The sequence below is a fragment of the Arthrobacter sp. P4_F10 genome (assembly GCF_056401435.1).
This window is the reverse complement of sequence record NZ_JBFUJJ010000001.1, coordinates 243626-258655: the sequence shown is the minus strand read 5'-3', so window position 1 is coordinate 258655 and position 15030 is coordinate 243626. Positions and strand designations below refer to the sequence as shown.

General features: G+C 66.6%; 17 protein-coding genes. 9 read left to right on the top strand and 8 right to left on the bottom strand.

Features of this window, described 5'->3' with window-relative positions; all coding sequences use genetic code 11:
* Window positions 1–54: 54 nt before the first annotated feature.
* Together AC1DR1_RS01215 and AC1DR1_RS01210 are read right to left on the bottom strand one after the other, a co-directional pair.
* Entirely contained in the window at window positions 55–693 is a 639-nt protein-coding gene (locus AC1DR1_RS01215; RefSeq protein ID WP_026266712.1) for a potassium channel family protein, read from the bottom strand.
* A gap of 40 nt (window positions 694–733) precedes the next feature.
* On the bottom strand, window positions 734–2164 hold the full coding sequence (locus AC1DR1_RS01210; protein ID WP_229993723.1) for a TrkH family potassium uptake protein: 1431 nt from the start codon (window positions 2162–2164) through the stop codon (window positions 734–736).
* A 117-nt stretch (window positions 2165–2281) separates the two neighbouring features.
* Between AC1DR1_RS01210 and AC1DR1_RS01205 the strand changes: the two genes are divergently transcribed.
* The 3 genes from AC1DR1_RS01205 to gdhA all read left to right on the top strand — a co-directional run bounded on the left by AC1DR1_RS01205 (window position 2282) and on the right by gdhA (window position 5633).
* On the top strand, window positions 2282–3505 hold the full coding sequence (locus AC1DR1_RS01205; protein WP_229993724.1) for an acetoin utilization protein AcuC: 1224 nt from the start codon (window positions 2282–2284) through the stop codon (window positions 3503–3505).
* 93 nt (window positions 3506–3598) lie between these two features.
* Window positions 3599–4147, top strand: a complete 549-nt coding sequence (locus tag AC1DR1_RS01200; protein ID WP_476967504.1) for an ArsR/SmtB family transcription factor — start codon at window positions 3599–3601, stop codon at window positions 4145–4147.
* A gap of 148 nt (window positions 4148–4295) precedes the next feature.
* Window positions 4296–5633 carry an NADP-specific glutamate dehydrogenase gene (gene gdhA / locus AC1DR1_RS01195; RefSeq protein ID WP_229993726.1) on the top strand — a complete coding sequence of 446 codons (1338 nt, stop codon included), beginning with the start codon at window positions 4296–4298 and terminating at the stop codon, window positions 5631–5633.
* A gap of 102 nt (window positions 5634–5735) precedes the next feature.
* On the opposite strand, the gene AC1DR1_RS01190 is transcribed toward gdhA, so the two are convergent.
* Entirely contained in the window at window positions 5736–7085 is a 1350-nt protein-coding gene (locus AC1DR1_RS01190) for an alpha-hydroxy acid oxidase (RefSeq protein ID WP_290369357.1), read from the bottom strand.
* 381 nt (window positions 7086–7466) lie between these two features.
* Between AC1DR1_RS01190 and AC1DR1_RS01185 the strand changes: the two genes are divergently transcribed.
* The 3 genes from AC1DR1_RS01185 (at window position 7467) to AC1DR1_RS01175 (ending at window position 9341) form a co-directional block, all read left to right on the top strand.
* Window positions 7467–8615, top strand: a complete 1149-nt coding sequence (locus tag AC1DR1_RS01185; protein ID WP_476992075.1) for a 3-deoxy-7-phosphoheptulonate synthase — start codon at window positions 7467–7469, stop codon at window positions 8613–8615.
* A gap of 199 nt (window positions 8616–8814) precedes the next feature.
* A complete protein-coding gene (locus tag AC1DR1_RS01180) occupies window positions 8815–9036 on the top strand; it encodes a helix-turn-helix domain-containing protein (RefSeq protein ID WP_090574680.1) in 222 nt (73 codons plus the stop codon).
* A 206-nt stretch (window positions 9037–9242) separates the two neighbouring features.
* Window positions 9243–9341, top strand: coding sequence for a 30S ribosomal protein bS22 (locus AC1DR1_RS01175; protein ID WP_003792170.1), 99 nt, complete (start codon window positions 9243–9245; stop codon window positions 9339–9341).
* 192 nt (window positions 9342–9533) lie between these two features.
* Here the strand turns inward: AC1DR1_RS01175 and AC1DR1_RS01170 are convergent, their stop codons facing one another.
* Entirely contained in the window at window positions 9534–10352 is an 819-nt protein-coding gene (locus tag AC1DR1_RS01170; RefSeq protein ID WP_229993728.1) for an HAD family hydrolase, read from the bottom strand.
* 131 nt (window positions 10353–10483) lie between these two features.
* Here AC1DR1_RS01170 and AC1DR1_RS01165 point away from each other — a divergent pair, with 131 nt between their 5' ends.
* Both AC1DR1_RS01165 and AC1DR1_RS01160 read left to right on the top strand, forming a co-directional pair.
* Entirely contained in the window at window positions 10484–10756 is a 273-nt protein-coding gene (locus AC1DR1_RS01165; RefSeq protein WP_229993729.1) for a glutaredoxin family protein, read from the top strand.
* A gap of 74 nt (window positions 10757–10830) precedes the next feature.
* Entirely contained in the window at window positions 10831–11526 is a 696-nt protein-coding gene (locus AC1DR1_RS01160; protein ID WP_229993730.1) for a redox-sensing transcriptional repressor Rex, read from the top strand.
* A gap of 66 nt (window positions 11527–11592) precedes the next feature.
* Here AC1DR1_RS01160 and AC1DR1_RS01155 read toward each other — a convergent pair whose 3' ends face one another.
* The 4 genes from AC1DR1_RS01155 to AC1DR1_RS01140 all read right to left on the bottom strand — a co-directional run bounded on the left by AC1DR1_RS01155 (window position 11593) and on the right by AC1DR1_RS01140 (window position 14365).
* Window positions 11593–12435 (bottom strand): Yip1 family protein, encoded by an 843-nt coding sequence (locus AC1DR1_RS01155; protein ID WP_476992074.1) that lies wholly within the window; start codon window positions 12433–12435, stop codon window positions 11593–11595.
* A 217-nt stretch (window positions 12436–12652) separates the two neighbouring features.
* Window positions 12653–13405 carry a hypothetical protein gene (locus tag AC1DR1_RS01150; RefSeq protein ID WP_476992073.1) on the bottom strand — a complete coding sequence of 251 codons (753 nt, stop codon included), beginning with the start codon at window positions 13403–13405 and terminating at the stop codon, window positions 12653–12655.
* A gap of 196 nt (window positions 13406–13601) precedes the next feature.
* Complete coding sequence (locus AC1DR1_RS01145) at window positions 13602–14150, bottom strand: YceI family protein (RefSeq protein ID WP_476992072.1); 549 nt, start codon at window positions 14148–14150, stop codon at window positions 13602–13604.
* The gene (locus tag AC1DR1_RS01140) at window positions 14147–14365 is read right to left on the bottom strand and encodes a hypothetical protein (protein ID WP_229993734.1); all 219 of its coding nucleotides are present in this window, start codon (window positions 14363–14365) and stop codon (window positions 14147–14149) included. The genes AC1DR1_RS01145 and AC1DR1_RS01140 overlap by 4 nt, the downstream gene beginning before the upstream one ends.
* On the opposite strand from AC1DR1_RS01140, the gene AC1DR1_RS01135 reads away from it, so the two are divergent.
* Window positions 14364–15029, top strand: a complete 666-nt coding sequence (locus AC1DR1_RS01135) for a histidine phosphatase family protein (RefSeq protein WP_229993735.1) — start codon at window positions 14364–14366, stop codon at window positions 15027–15029. The two genes, AC1DR1_RS01140 and AC1DR1_RS01135, sit on opposite strands and share 2 nt — an antisense overlap.
* The last annotated feature ends 1 nt before the right edge of the window (window position 15030 follow it).

The following is a 15030-nucleotide window of genomic DNA, read 5'->3' as shown; positions in this document are numbered from 1 at the left end:
CGGGCACCAGGGCCACCGTGGTGGCTCCGGGCACCTGTGGGCGCCGGTTGTGGCCTAGGGACGTGCGGCGAACCGTTCGAGCAGGTCCACGTGGCCCGAAACGATGAGCATGTCCCGCGAGGAAACCTTGGTTTCCGGCCGCGCGTACGTGAAGTCCTCACCCGGGGACTTCACGCCCACAATCGTGACACCGTACTTGGAGCGGACCTTGGACTCGTCCAGGGTGAAGCCCACGGTCTCCCGTGGCGGGTACATCTTGACGATCGCGAAGTCGTCGTCGAACTCGATGAAGTCCAGCATCCGCCCGGAGACCAGGTGCGCGGCGCGGACGCCCGCGTCCGCCTCCGGGTAGATGACGTGGTTGGCGCCGATCCGGGTCAGGATCTTGCCGTGCGAGGGCGTGATCGCCTTGACCCAGAGGTGTTCGATTCCGAGGTCCACGAGGTTCACCGTGATCAGCACCGAGGATTCGATCGAGGTGCCCACGCCCACGACGGCGGAACTGAATTCCTGGGCCCCGAGCTGGCGGAGGGCATCGATGTTGGTGGCGTCGGCTTCCACGACGTGCGTCAGGACACTCGCCCACTTCTGGACGAGGGTGCGGTCGCGCTCAATGGCCAGGACCTCCCGGCCCTGCTTGACCAGCTGCTCTGCGGTGGATGCGCCAAAACGGCCCAGCCCGATCACCAGCACGGGGGCGTTGTGGGCGGGGCGGTTGACGGCGCCTGAGGAACTAGCCAATGATCGGTCTCTCTTCCGGGTAGTGGTACAGCTGGCTGCGCTGGCGCAGGGCCAGGCCGGCGGCAAGGGTGACCGTCCCGACGCGCCCGGCAAACATGAGCAAAGCGAGGACGTAAACCCCCTCCGGCGGCAACTCTGCACTGAGGTTGGTGCTTAGGCCCACCGTGGCGAAGGCGGAAATGGTTTCAAACAGGACCCGGTCAAGGGAGGCATGGCTGATGTGCAGGAGCAGGAGGGCCGAGACAGAGACGAGGGTGGCGCCGGCGACGATCACCGAAATGGCCACGCGCATGGTGCCCTCAGGGATGGTGCGGCCATAGATCTTCACGTCCGCGTCGCCGCGGGCCTCGGCGGCGATCGCCAGGAACATCACAGCGATGGTCGTGACCTTGATGCCGCCGGCCGTGGAGGCGGATCCGCCGCCGGCGAACATGAGGGCATCGGAGAGCAGCATGGTGGTCGACTCCATGTGGTTCTGGTCCACAAGGTTGAACCCGCCCGAGCGCAGCATGACTGAGGCAAACAGCGCATGCGTGATCTTGTCGCCGAGGTCCATGTCCCCGATGGTGCGCAGGTTGTCCCACTCCAGGAAGCCCCAGAGGACCGTACCGGCGGCGAGGAGGATGAAGGACACCTGGATGGTCAGCTTGGTGTGCAGGTTCCATTTCTTCCACCGCAGCCCGTTCTGGTGCAGCACCATGACCACGGGGAAACCCAGGCTGCCCAGGAACACCCCGAGCATGAGCGGGACGAGGATCCAGAGATCGGTTTCGTACGGGACGATCCCGTCCGAATGCGGCGTGAAGCCGGCGTTGTTGAAAGCCGAAATGGCGTAGAAGATGCCGTGCCACACAGATTGCGGGAAGCTCTCCCCGAGGATCAGGAAGCGGGGGATAAGAGCCAGCGCCAGGGCGCCCTCGATCACCACGGAGGTCACGATCACGATCCGCAGCAGCGTACCGACTTCGCCGAGCCGGCCTGCATTCATGGCCTCCTGGGCGATCAGCTTGCCGCGGACACCGAGTCTCTTGCTGACCATGAGCGCCAGCAGCGACGCGAGGGTCAAGGTGCCCAAGCCGCCCACGAAAATGCCGAACAGAATCACGAGCTGGCCGAAGAAGGACCAGTGCACAGCCGTGGAGACCACGGTCAGGCCCGTGACGCAGACAGCGGACGCCGCAGTGAAGAACGCCTGATGCAGCGGTGTGACCTGTCCTGTCGCGGAAGCTAAGGGCAGCGAGAGCAAAGCGGTGAAGACCAGGATTACGACGCCGAACGCCGTAAGCGCCAGGCGGGCCGGCGAGCTGTTTGCGATGCTGTCAATGAAGTCGCGCAGGCGTGTGAAGATCCACAGGCCTTCCCGCTCCGGCATACCTGGCTGCCAGCTGGCGGGGCTCTTGGACCTCGACTGGCTTTGCGTCATGTTTTTCCTCGGTTGAAACTGCTTCCCCAAGTAGTAAACCACTAAAGTCCCGTAATGGCCGGGGGAGCACCCGTACACGCGCGGGAAGCCGGGGACCGCTCCGGTAGCCTGTGATTGATGACATTCCTGCCCGGACTCACTCAGACCGCGCTGCCGACGACGGTAGTGTGGGCTCCTGCCATGACCGCCTACAACTTTGGCCACTCCCACCCGATGGCGCCGGAGCGCATGGAGCTCACAGCGAAGCTGGCCGGCAGCCTGGGACTGCTGGATCTGGACCACGTCACGGTGGCGGCACCGGACGTCGCCGCCGACGCGGAGCTGTGCGCGGTCCACAGCCCGGAGTTTGTGGCCGCCGTGCGGCGTGTGAGCGAAAACCCGGACACCCCCGACCACGCCAGGGGCCTGGGAACCGAGGATGATCCGGCCTTTGCCGGCATGCACGAAGCCAGCGCCCGGCTTGCCGGCGGCTCCCTGCTGGCCGCCGCTGCCATCCTGGACGGCAGCGCGGTGCGGGCCGTGAACTTCGGCGGCGGGATGCACCACGCCTCCAGGGACCGTGCGAGCGGTTTTTGCATCTATAACGACGCCGCCCTCGCGGTCCAGCGGCTGCTCGACGGCGGCGTCCAGCGCGTGGCCTACGTCGACGTCGATGCGCACCACGGCGACGGCACGCAGAGCATCTTCTGGGACGATCCGCGCGTGCTGACTATTTCGCTGCACGAGTCCGGGCTGACCCTCTTCCCGGGCACCGGGTTTGCCAACGAGATCGGTGGGCCGAACGCGCAAGGCAGCGCGGTGAACGTCGCCCTCCCGGCCGGCACCGCGGACGCGGGGTGGCTGCGGGCCTTCCACGCCGTCGTGCCCCAGCTCATTGGCGCGTTCGAGCCGGAAGTCATCGTCAGCCAGCACGGCTGCGACTCGCACCGGCTTGACCCGCTCGCCCACCTGAACATCAGCGTCGACGGCCAGCGCGAGGCCGCAACGGCCATCGGCAACCTCGCCGCGCGCTACTGCGACAACCGGTGGATTTCCACAGGCGGCGGCGGCTACAACGTCGTCAGCGTGGTGCCGCGGTCGTGGAGCCACCTCATAGCCATCGCGGCCGGCCGCCCGGTACCGCTGCGCACCCCGGTTCCGGAGGACTGGCGAAACTATGTCAAAGACAAGTACGGGGCCAAGTTCGGTGTAGAGCCCCCCGAGGCGATGGGCGACGACGTCGACCTCTGGTGGCGGTCCTGGGAAGTCGGTTTCGACCCCAACGACGAGGTGGACCGCAGCGTCATGGCCACCCGCAAGGAAGTGTTTCCCCTGCACGGACTGGACCCCTGGTTCGACTAGGCCCGGGCCCGGGTGGAGGCCCCGGTTGGGGCCCGGTGCCAGGGAAGCAATTCGTGGATGCCATCTGGCGTATATGTCGCTAGTGTGGAGGACATGGTGACAGACGACGTATTTGCCGTCATTGCTGAGGCAACCAGGCGTGACATTCTGATAGCCCTCCGCAAGGGGGACAAAGCGGTGGGGGAACTGGTCCAGGAACTTGAAGCAAGCCAGCCCACCATTTCCAAACATCTCAAAGTCCTCCGCGAAGCGGACCTGGTGAGCATGCGCGCCCAGGGCCAGAAGCGGTACTACACGCTCAACCCCAAACCGCTCGCCGGGATCGCCAGCTGGCTCCAGGCGTTCGACGTCGGCCCCGCTGCGACAGCGGACGCCGCCGCGCCCCTCCACCCCGAACCCAGTCCTGCCGCCGTCCCGGATGGCCTGGCCGCAGCGGCCGTCCCGCAGCCGGTCGCCGCGCAGCCCGCCGCAGCACTGGCGGCCCGTCCTGCCGGCAGCCCGCTGAGCCCCGCCGTCGTCATCCCGGTGGGAACGGCAGGGGAGGACAAGAGGCCCCAGCAGATCGGGCGGACCGTGGGCCGGGCCGCCACCAGGGCCGCCGACCTCCTGGCCAACCTGCCCAAGTTCGGCCGCAAGAAGTAACCCGGGTCGTTTGTGTCCTGCGCCACCCCGTTTTTGTCACAGGGGGCGCCCTCAGGTCCTCAAATAGAAATCCTTTCCGGCCCAGTGCAACCATGGAAAGGCTGGATTGTTGCGCCCGCAGAAGGGCGCCAAGGTTGAGGGAGTTGCAATGGACGCACGGCTTGAAGCCATCCGGGACACGGTGCTGGCACGGAATCCCGGCGAAAGGGAGTTCCACCAGGCAGTCATCGAGGTCTTCGAAAGCCTCGGACCGGTGCACGACCGCCACCCGGAGTTCCTTGAAGGGGCCGTCCTCGAGCGGCTCTGTGAGCCCGAACGGCAGATCATCTTCCGCGTGCCGTGGACGGACGACGCCGGCAGCTTCCAGATCAACCGCGGCTTCCGGGTGGAGTTCAATTCAGCGCTGGGCCCCTACAAGGGTGGCCTGCGATTCCACCCCTCGGTAAACCTTGGCATCATTAAGTTCCTCGGCTTCGAGCAGATCTTCAAGAATGCCCTGACCGGCATGCCGATCGGCGGCGGCAAGGGCGGCTCCGACTTCGACCCCCGCGGACGCTCGGACGCCGAAATCATGCGCTTCTGCCAGTCCTTCATGACGGAGCTGTACCGCCACATCGGCGAGTACACGGACGTCCCTGCCGGGGACATCGGAGTCGGCGGCCGCGAAATCGGCTACCTCTTCGGACAGTACAAGCGGATCACCAACCGCTACGAATCCGGCGTCCTCACCGGCAAAGGCATCTCCTGGGGCGGTTCGCTGGTGAGGCCCGAAGCCACGGGCTACGGCACCGTGATCTTTGCCGAAGAAATGCTCAAGACCCGCGGCCAGTCCTTCGACGGCCAGCGCGTGGTGGTCTCCGGCTCCGGCAATGTCGCCATCAACGCGATCGCCAAGGCCCAAGCGCTCGGCGCCACCGTTGTGGCCTGCTCCGATTCCTCCGGCTACATCGTGGACGAGGCCGGGATCGACGTCGCGCTGCTGCGCCAGATCAAGGAGGTCGAGCGCGGACGGCTCAAGGACTACGAAGCCCGGCGCTCCGCCGTCTCCTACGTGGAGGGCGGCTCAGTCTGGGACGTCGACGCGACGGTCGCGCTGCCGTGCGCCACGCAGAACGAACTCGACGGCGACGCCGCTGCCCGGCTGGTCCGCAACGGCCTGCTGGCGGTGGGCGAGGGCGCCAACATGCCCTCGACGCGTGACGCCGTCGCGGTCTTCCAGGAAGCCGGCATCCTGTTCGGCCCGGGCAAGGCCGCCAACGCGGGAGGCGTGACGACGTCCGCACTGGAAATGCAGCAGAACGCCAGCCGCGACTCCTGGTCGTTCGCGCACACCGAGGAACGCCTCACGGAGATCATGGTCGGAATCCACGACCGCTGCGCGGCCACCGCGGACGAGTACGGGGACCCTGGGAACTACGTGCTGGGCGCGAACATCGGCGGCTTCGTGAAGGTAGCCGACGCGATGCTCGCCCAGGGCCTCATCTAGGTCTGATCTTCCGGTTGCCCGTGTGCCGGGACAGCGGTGGCGGCAGTGTTCTTCGACAGACACTGCCGCCACAGTCATTTCCGCGGGCATATGTCGGACGGGCTACTGCCGGAGGATCCGCACGTGGTCCGGGGTGAGGTCCGCGATCCGGCTGACGCCCAGCAGGGCCATGGTGCGTTCCATGTCCTTCTCCAGGATTTGGAGGGCGCGGTCCACCCCGGCCCGTCCGCCGGCCATAAGCCCGTACAGGTAGGCGCGGCCGATCAGCGTGAAGTCGGCGCCGAGGGCGAGGGCGGCGATGATGTCCGCGCCGCTCATGATGCCGGTGTCCAGGATGATCGCGGCCTCGCTGCGGTCCGCCTTCAGCGCGGCAGCGACCTCGGGGAGCAGGTGGAACGGGATCGGCGCCCGGTCGAGCTGGCGGCCGCCGTGGTTGGAGAGCACAATCCCGTCCGCGCCGTGGTCCACCACCTTGCGGGCGTCGTCGACCGTCTGGATGCCCTTGACCACGAGCTTGCCCTTCCAGGTCTCGCGCAGCCAGTCGAGGTCGGCGTAGGTCAGGGTGGGGTCGAACATGGAGTTGATCAGGTCCGCGACCGTGCCCGTGTACCGGGACAGCGACGCGAAAGTCAGCGGCTCGTGGGTGAGGAAGTTGAACCACCACGCGGGCCGGTAGGACGCATCGAGCACGGTCTTGAGCGTCAGGGCGGGCGGGATGGTCATGCCGTTGCGGACGTCGCGGAGCCTGGCGCCGGCGACGGCGGTGTCCACCGTGACCATCAGGGTGTCGTTGCCCGCCGCGGCGGCACGCTGGATCAGTTCCAGCGACCGGTCCCGGTCCGTCCACAGGTACAGCTGGAACCAGTTGCGGCCCGTGGGTGCGGCGGCGGCCACGTCCTCGAGGGACGCCGTGCCCATGGTGGAGAGCGTGTATGGAATGCCGGCGGCTTCGGCGGCCTGGGAGCCGGCGTATTCGCCCTCGGACTGCATCATCCGGGTGAATCCTGTCGGCGCGATCCCGACCGGCAGGCGGGAAGGCCCGCCCAGGATGTCGGTGCTGAGGTCGATGCTGGAGACGTCACGCAGGACCCCGGGCCGGAACTCGATGTCCAGGAACGCCTGGCGTGCGCGGCGGAGGGAGATTTCGGCCTCGGCGGCGCCGTCGGTGTAGTCGAACGGTGCCTGGGGCGTGCGGCGCTTGGCCATGTCCCGCAGGTCCCAGATGGTGCTGGCACGGCGCAGCCTGGCGGCCCGGCTGAACTCCGGCTTCTTGAACTGCATCAGGGGAGCGAGGTCGGCGTATTTGGGCACACGGCGCTTCAACGCGGCAGGAAGCCCACGGGCGGCCGCTGCCGCTGCGCCTTGCCCGGACGAGGAGGCCCCGGGGTCCGTGGAAGTGGCCCCGGGAGTGATCGGAGCCTCGGGGTTGCCGGGCGGAACGGTCTGCGTCATGGCTGTCTCCATAGTGGGTCGGATGCTCGTGCTGGGGTTCCCTCACACTCTAGGTGGTGCCGGTGTGCGCCGAAATGACACTTCGCGGCAGTGTTGGCGCGGACGACTGCCGCGAACTGCACTCTCGGCGTCCCGGGGCGACGGGTCCGGCGAATTGTTACGCCCGGTGTTTGCCCCGGCCGCGGCTCCGGGGCTATGGTCGACGCTATGACTAACCGTTGGTATGCGTATTTTTCGTTGGCTCTGGAGGGGCCCGCGTCTAACTGACACGCATCCAACTTTCCTTCAGAGCCAACAGGGCAGAGATCATTCTCTGCCCTTCGCCATTTCTCCGGCGGGTTCTGATCAGGGCCCGCTCCGCATCCGGAACAGGACCCGAACATGAGCATCGAAGCAGCCCCCGGCACCCAGCACTCCACCTCGAACCTGCGCGTCAGCGAGTTCACCCCGCTGCCCACCCCGCAGGACCTCATGGCGGAACTGCCGCTGGAGCCCCGCCTGGCCGAGGTAGTTGGACGGKGCCGGGACGAGGTCCGGGCCATCATGGACGGTGTCGACGACCGGCTGCTCGTCATCGTGGGCCCCTGCTCCATCCACGATCCCAAGGCGGGGCTGGAATACGCCCGCCGGCTGGTCAGCCAGGCCGAGAAGCACCGCGAAGACCTGCTGATCGTCATGCGCACGTACTTCGAAAAGCCGCGCACCACGGTGGGCTGGAAGGGCCTGATCAACGACCCCCGGCTGGACGGCAGCCACGACATCGCCGCGGGCCTGCGCGCGGCCCGGGCCTTCCTGCGCCAGGTCACGGCCCTCGGCCTGCCCACCGCCACCGAGTTCCTTGAGCCCATCAGCCCCCAGTACGTCGCGGACCTGGTCGCCTGGGGCGCGATCGGCGCCCGCACCACGGAGAGCCAGATCCACCGCCAGCTGGCTTCCGGGCTGTCCATGCCGATCGGCTTCAAGAACGGGACCGACGGCGACCTCCAGGTGGCGCTGGATGCGTGCAGCGCCGCCGCTGCGGCCCAGGCGTTCCTCGGGATCGACGACGACGGCAGGGCCGCGCTTGTGGCCACCGCCGGCAACCCGGACACCCACGTCATCCTCCGCGGCGGACGCAAGGGACCCAACTACTCCGCCGCCGACGTTGAAGCGGCCTCCGCCAAACTCGCCGCGAAGCAGCTGAACCCCCGCCTGATCGTCGACGCCAGCCACGCCAACAGCGGCAAGAACCACCACCGCCAGGCCGAGGTCGCCCTCGAAATTGGTGCCCAGCTGGAAAGTCCCGGAGCCGCGGCCGGGGCCATCGCCGGCGTCATGCTGGAGAGCTTCCTGGTGGGCGGGGCGCAAAACCTAGAGGTCAACGCCGCCGTCACAACCGCAGGCAAAGCCGCAGGCAACGCTGGAGCCGCCGGCCGGGACGAGCTGGTCTACGGCCAGAGCGTCACGGATGCCTGCATGGACTGGGATGTGACGGCGTCGGTACTTGGCCAACTGGCCGCCTCGGCCCGCACGCGCCGGACGCGTGCCTGAGGGTTGGACAGGAGGGCGCGGGAAGTGCGAGATTTTCGAGATTCCTGCGGAAAACGTGTGGGGATTCCTGAGGAAGTCTTTCACATTGGCACCATGAGCAACTAGTGTTGCTAACACATGGTTGTTTGATGGCTCAGCATCGGCACACCGCCATGTCACCAGGTGGGGCTGCCGTTCGCTTGAGCAAAGGAATAGGGAAATGTCTACGGAGGCCAACTTCTCCAAGGCCCGTTTTTTGACCGTGGCCGAAGTCGCGGAACTTATGCGGGTATCAAAGATGACTGTGTACCGTCTGGTGCATTCGGGGGAGATGCCGGCCGTGCGCTTCGGCCGCTCCTACCGCGTGCCGGAAAACGCCGTCGAACAGTACCTCAAGGGTGCCGTCGTCGACCGGAGCGACGGTCACGCCGGAACTGGCTGAACAGCCAGCGGCAACATTCACAGCGTGAATCGACTGCTTTGGGTCCCGCATGGGTCCCGCGGTCGTGGGGTGCCTCGCAGAGGCGGTACCCTGTTAAGGAACGTTTTACGTCATTGTAAGAACCTGTCAGTTGTTTCAGTCTGCTTGCTTAGCCCGCGGACCCTTCCCAACAGGCAGGTACTGCATCTAGCCGGTAAGGAACTTTCGTGGGTTCAGTTATTAAGAAGCGTCGCAAGCGTATGGCCAAGAAGAAGCACCGCAAGCTGCTTCGCAAGACGCGCCACCAGCGTCGCAATAAGAAGTAGCCATACTTCGAAATGCATGAAATGCCCGTTGCCTTCCAGGCGGCGGGCATTTTTCTTGCTCCAGCCCGGTGGGAAGATTTCGCGCCGGATTGGACGCGGGCTGCGGAATCGGACACGGGCGGGCCCGGATCCGCGACGCGCGGGTCTGAAACAAAGGCGCGGAACCGAAACCGCAGCGGAAAACCGCGGGGATCAGCGGCTGGGTCCGCGGAAGCGGGAGAACCCCCGCCACAGGCCGTAGATGGCCCCGCCGACCGTCGCGGCCTTGAATCCCAGGGTGGCGGCACGCCGGCCGGCACGGAAGTCGTAGACCGGCCAGTTGTGCTCGCGGGCGTAACGGCGCAGCTTGGAGTCGGGATTGATGGCAACGGGGTGCCCCACCATGCTCAGCAGCGGGATGTCGTTGTGGGAATCGCTGTAGGCCCAGCAGCGGCTGAGGTCCAGCCCTTGGTCGTCGGCAATTTGCTGGACTGCGACTGCTTTGGCCGGGCCGTGGAGGATTTCTCCCACGAGCCGCCCCGTGTACGAGCCGTCCAAAATCTCGCCCACCGTGCCCAGCGCCCCGGTCAGGCCCAGCCGGGCGGCAATGACGGTGGCTACCTCGATCGGCGTCGCCGTGACGAGCCAAACTTTGCGCCCCACCCGGAGATGCTGCTCCGCCAGGGCCTTGGCCCCCGGCCAGATCCGCGACTCAATCATCTCGTCGTAGACCTCTTCGCCCAGAGCTTCGATGTCCTTGGCTGTGATGCCGGCGGCCAGCGTCAGGGCGGAATCGCGGACGGCGTGGACGTCATCCATGTTTTCGCCGCGCAGGACGAACATGAATTGCTTCCAAGCGAACCCGGCGGCCTGCGGCAGGGTGAACGCGCCGCGCTGGTGAAGCTTGCGGGCGACATGGAAAAGGCTTGCGCCCTTCATGAGGGTGTTGTCGACGTCGAAAAACGCAGCCTCGCCGTGCTGCATCGATGCAGCAGGCTCACTGGCCACAATGACGTATTTCTCCTCGGGCATGCCACGAGTCTAGTCAATGACCGGGCCCCGGACCGCCCGCACGGCGCGCGACGCGACGGCGGGACGGCCCGGCCTCAGGCGGACTGCGCCGCGCGTCGACGCCGAAGCGGCGGCCGGGCTACGGTGGATGCATGGCCAAACCCGCGTCCTTCCCCGATGTCGTACTGATCACCAAAGCTGACTGCCACCTGTGCGCGGACGCGCGCGCCGCCGTCGCCCGTGTTACCGCTGCGCTCGGCATCGACTGGTCGGAGAAATCGGTGGACGACGACGCCGGGCTGCGTGAGCGCTTCGCCGAGGAGATCCCGGTGGTGCTGGTCAACGGGGTCCAGCGGGATTTCTGGAAGATCGACGAGGCCCGACTGACCCGGACCCTGCAACGGGTCCTCGACCAGCCGTCCTGACGGCGGGGTGCTTTGTTGCGTGATGCGCCGGGGCTCTAGAGTGGGAAGCACAACGCGACGCAATGGAGCAGATAGTGACTTCGCTGGATTCATCTCCCGGGGCTGTCCCCGGGGGAGCCGGGACTGCCGCCAAACAGATTCCACCCGCGGCCGTGGCCCGGCTGACCATCTATCTGCGCGCCCTGACCACACTGCTGGCTGACGGGGTTGACCGGGTCTCGTCCGAGTCGCTGGCCGAGGCCTCCGGAGTTAGCTCCTCGACGCTGCGCAAGGACCTCTCCTATGTCGGCTCCTACGGAACCCGCGGTGTCGGTTACGAGGTCCAGTACCTTAACCGACACATCGCGGCTGCGCTCGGGCTGACGCATGACTGGAAAGTCGCGATCGTCGGTGCGGGCAACCTGGGCAAGGCCCTGGCCCGGTACGGCGGATTCGAGTCGCGGGGCTTTGACATTGTGGCGATTTTCGACGCCGACCAGATGGTGGTGGGTAGCGAGGTCGGCTGGCTGCGGGTCAGCGACGCCGCTGACCTTGAGCCGGTACTGCAACGGACGGGGGCCAACATGGTGGTCCTCGCCTTGCCCGCCGCGGTGGCCCAGGGCGTCTGCGACCGGGTGATTGCCGCCGGCGTGCGGAGCATCCTCAGCTTCGCGCCGGTGATGCTGCAGGTCCCCCCGGGGGTCAATCTCCGCAAGGTCGACATGGCAACTGAACTGCAGATTCTGGCCTATCACGCACAAAGGGCGCAGGACCCGGAGGACGCCGACTAGGATCGGCCGTACCCTCCGGGTCCCGCGCCCGCTGGGCAGTTCCCTGCTGGGTGGTGCTTGGCGAAGCTACTTCCCGAAAGGGGCTCCGGGCTGTCCGTAAGGGTTGGCAAAGGTCTGCCGCTTCTGGAAGTACGGCGAGGCCGCCGGCAGGTAAAGCAGCACGATGGCCGCGATGCCGACCAGCGCCGCGAGCGTGGCGAGGCTGAGCGGGAAGATGTTGAAGATCGACAAAGCGGCGAACACGGTGCCCAGAATTCGAGCCCAGTTCTTGCCCTTGCGGATATTGAATGCGACGAGGGCGTACAGCCCGGCGCTGATCACGGCGAACACCACGATGGTGCCGATCAGGAAACCCTTGATGGATTCGAAATCGACCTTGGTGCCGCTCGTCGCCATCTGCTGCTCGAACATGTCCCTGACGGCAGGCGTGTCCAGGGTTCCCAGTGACACCAGCATGGAGATGACCCACAGGGCTCCGGCTGCGACGATCAGCCAGAACGAAGTGTTGACCAGTTGGGGAACCGTGCCCGGAGCCTGCGGCTGTTCGGACGGGTACTGACCGTAAGGGGACTGACCGTAAGGGGGCTGGCCGTACTGCGGCGCCTGCGGACCGTTCTGGCCGTAGGCCGGGGGCGTCTGCTGGCCGTACTGTGGCGCCTGCGGGGCGTTCTGGCCGTAGGTCGGGGGTGTCTGCTGGCCGTACTGTGGCGCCTGCGGGGCGTTCTGGCCGTAGGTCGGGGGCGTCTGCTGGCCGTACTGTGGCGCCTGCGGAGCGTTCTGGCCGTACGCCGGCGGTGTCTGCTGGCCGTGCTGCGGCGTCTGCGGGGCGTTCTGGCCGTAGCCCGGAGTGGATTCCCCGCCCGGCTCGGAGCCGTTGGGCGGTGAGGGCTGGACTGGCGGGTTGCTCATGAAAGCGGTCCTTTGCGTGTCGATCACTGAATCGGCCACCGGGACCAGTGATCCTGCCCTGCCCCCAGCATGGTTTAGCTCAACCGTACCGCGGCCCGGCCGCCGTGTGGATCATTCCGGAGAGGTATTCTCAACCCTTATTCGAAGGCCGGCGCAGCCGCGGCGGGAATGCACCGCCGCCCCCACGATCCGGTGGGTTCCCCGTCGGGCGGATGGCCTAGATTCGGCCCCGGTTGGCGACAAACCAGGCCTGGGCGTTCGGCAGCCACATAAGCACGGTAGCCACCAGGCTGATGATGAAGCCCGGCAGGTTTCCGCCCGCCCGGCCGTCGGCGACGCCGGCACCGATGACTGTCAGCACCAAGGAGATGCCGACAAGAATGGTGAGGGCGAAACGGGCCCACTCCCGGCCTTCCTTCATCTTCATGGCCAGGATGATTTGAGCGGTTGCCAATGCAAGAGCCACGATGACGAGCAGCAGCACCACGAGTCCGATCGGCGGCGCGAAGGCGATCAGGACGAAGGACCCGAACAACCCGATGATTCCACCGAGGAGTCCCAGCAGTCCGCCGATAAGCCAGATCCAGTACGAGACCTTCAGCTCGGTGGGCATCGGAGCGACCTTGAACATGCCGGATAGGCCGCCTACAGGCAGTGCATCGCTGAAGTTCCTGGGACGGTCGGTGGGCATCTCGAAGCGGAATCCGCCCGCCGGCGCCGGCTGGCCCTGGTACCCGGGAGGGGGAGCCTGATAGCCGGGCTCACCCTGGTACCCGGGCGGCGGTGCCTGATAACCCGGCGGGGGAGCCTGATAGCCGGGCTCACCCTGATACCCCGGCGGCGGTGACTGGTATCCGGGAGTGGGCGACGGGTTGACTGGGGGCTGCTGTGGGCCGGCTGGCGGGACGTTGCCCGACGCCGGCGGCTGGGCGCCCGGCTGCTGTGGCGGTACATCACTCGGGTTGCTCATGGCTCTCACTGTAGACCGGCGTTTCCCTGTTATCTAGGGAATCCCCAGGCCCGTCGCGAAGCCCGTCGCGGCGCCCGGCAGCGGCACAAACAACAACGCCCTGCTTCATCGCGAAGATGAAGCAGGGCGCTGGAACCGGCGGGCCGGCGTCGTCCGCCCGGGACCGGACGGAGGGACCGGCCCGCGGCGGTACTGGCTACGCTGCGGGGGCGATGAAGGCCAGTTCCAGGTTGATGGCAACCTTGTCGCTGACCAGCACGCCGCCGGCGTCGAGGACCGCGTTCCAGGTCAGGCCGAAGTCCTTGCGGCTGATGGTGGTTTCGGCGCTGAGGCCGGCGCGGGTGTTGCCGAAGGGATCGACGGCCACGCCGTTGAACTCGGTCTCAAGGGCCACGGGGCGGGTGATGCCCTTGATGGTGAGATCGCCCTGGAGCTCGTAGGCGTCGCCCTTGGGGACGATGGTGCTGGAGACAAAGGAGATCTCCGGGAACGTCTCGACGTCGAAGAAGTCTCCGCCGCGGACGTGGCCGTCGCGGTTGGCGTCGCCGGAGTCGAAGCTTGCGGTCTTGATCGAGGCGTTGACCTTGGAGCCGGTGACGTTCTCGGTCAGGTCCAGGGTGGCTGCGGCGTCGGTGAACTGACCGCGGACCTTGCTGATGCCGGCGTGGCGGACGGTGAAGCCGATCTCGCTGTGCGACGGGTCGAGGGTCCAGATGCCGGTGGTGACGTTTGCGGGAAGTGTCATGGTGATGCTCCTTGAGTCGGGTTGGTACTGCGGTGGTTCGTCTGATCGTTAGTTGAAGCCTCATTGGTTGAACTCTCAACTAACTGCTTCACCCAGTATAAACATGCATTTGCATCTTTTATTCCAACTCCGGGGAACATTTTTCCAAACTCTTCAGTTCTACTTCCTGTAGAAGATTTCAGATCGACCGGCATCTTTGAGAAACTGGTAGACATGCCCCAAGCCACTGTTCATTTGCTCCGCCACGGCGAGGTCCACAATCCCGATGGTGTCCTGTACGGCAGGCTGCCGGAATTCCACCTCTCCGAACTCGGCCGGGAGATGGCCCGCACGCTGGCCGAACACTTCAGGGAGCGTTCCGAACAAGGGGCCCGGATCGTCCACCTCGCCGCGTCCCCGCTGACCCGCGCGCAGGAGACGGCTCTGCCGATTGCCGATGCCCTGGGCCTCGAGATTGCCACCGAAGCCCGCATCATCGAAGCCGCCAATTACTTTGAGGGCCTCCACGTCTCCAAGGCGGAGCTGCTCCGGCCCAAGCACTGGGCCCGTCTGTACAACCCGTTCCGGCCATCCTGGGGTGAGTCGTACAAGGAGCAGGCCGCGCGGGTCATCGCGGCCGTCCAGGACGCGCGCGTCCGTGCCCTCGAACTGGGCGGCAACGGGGCCGAAGCCATCCTGGTCAGCCACCAGCTGCCCATTTGGGCCACGCGGCTCAGCGCCGAAGGCCGGCCGCTGTGGCATGACCCACGCAAGCGCGAATGCACGCTGACGTCCCTCACCTCCCTGGTGTTCGACGACGCCGGCGAGCTGGTGCGCGTCGACTACAGCGAGCCCGCTGCCGCCCTCCTGCCTGGTGCCGCCAGCACCCCGGGAGCCTGAC

Excerpts from the sequence above, each read along its gene's own strand:
- AC1DR1_RS01210 (WP_229993723.1), bottom strand. The coding sequence starts at position 2,164 with ATGACGCAAAGCCAGTCGAGGTCCAAGAGCCCCGCCAGCTGGCAGCCA.
- AC1DR1_RS01205 (WP_229993724.1), top strand. The coding sequence starts at position 2,282 with ATGACATTCCTGCCCGGACTCACTCAGACCGCGCTGCCGACGACGGTA.
- AC1DR1_RS01200 (WP_476967504.1), top strand. The coding sequence starts at position 3,599 with ATGGTGACAGACGACGTATTTGCCGTCATTGCTGAGGCAACCAGGCGT.
- gdhA (WP_229993726.1), top strand. The coding sequence starts at position 4,296 with ATGGACGCACGGCTTGAAGCCATCCGGGACACGGTGCTGGCACGGAAT.
- AC1DR1_RS01190 (WP_290369357.1), bottom strand. The coding sequence starts at position 7,085 with ATGACGCAGACCGTTCCGCCCGGCAACCCCGAGGCTCCGATCACTCCC.
- AC1DR1_RS01180 (WP_090574680.1), top strand. The coding sequence starts at position 8,815 with ATGTCTACGGAGGCCAACTTCTCCAAGGCCCGTTTTTTGACCGTGGCC.
- AC1DR1_RS01170 (WP_229993728.1), bottom strand. The coding sequence starts at position 10,352 with ATGCCCGAGGAGAAATACGTCATTGTGGCCAGTGAGCCTGCTGCATCG.
- AC1DR1_RS01165 (WP_229993729.1), top strand. The coding sequence starts at position 10,484 with ATGGCCAAACCCGCGTCCTTCCCCGATGTCGTACTGATCACCAAAGCT.
- AC1DR1_RS01155 (WP_476992074.1), bottom strand. The coding sequence starts at position 12,435 with ATGAGCAACCCGCCAGTCCAGCCCTCACCGCCCAACGGCTCCGAGCCG.
- AC1DR1_RS01150 (WP_476992073.1), bottom strand. The coding sequence starts at position 13,405 with ATGAGCAACCCGAGTGATGTACCGCCACAGCAGCCGGGCGCCCAGCCG.
- AC1DR1_RS01145 (WP_476992072.1), bottom strand. The coding sequence starts at position 14,150 with ATGACACTTCCCGCAAACGTCACCACCGGCATCTGGACCCTCGACCCG.
- AC1DR1_RS01135 (WP_229993735.1), top strand. The coding sequence starts at position 14,364 with ATGCCCCAAGCCACTGTTCATTTGCTCCGCCACGGCGAGGTCCACAAT.
- AC1DR1_RS01140 (WP_229993734.1), bottom strand. The coding sequence starts at position 14,365 with ATGTCTACCAGTTTCTCAAAGATGCCGGTCGATCTGAAATCTTCTACA.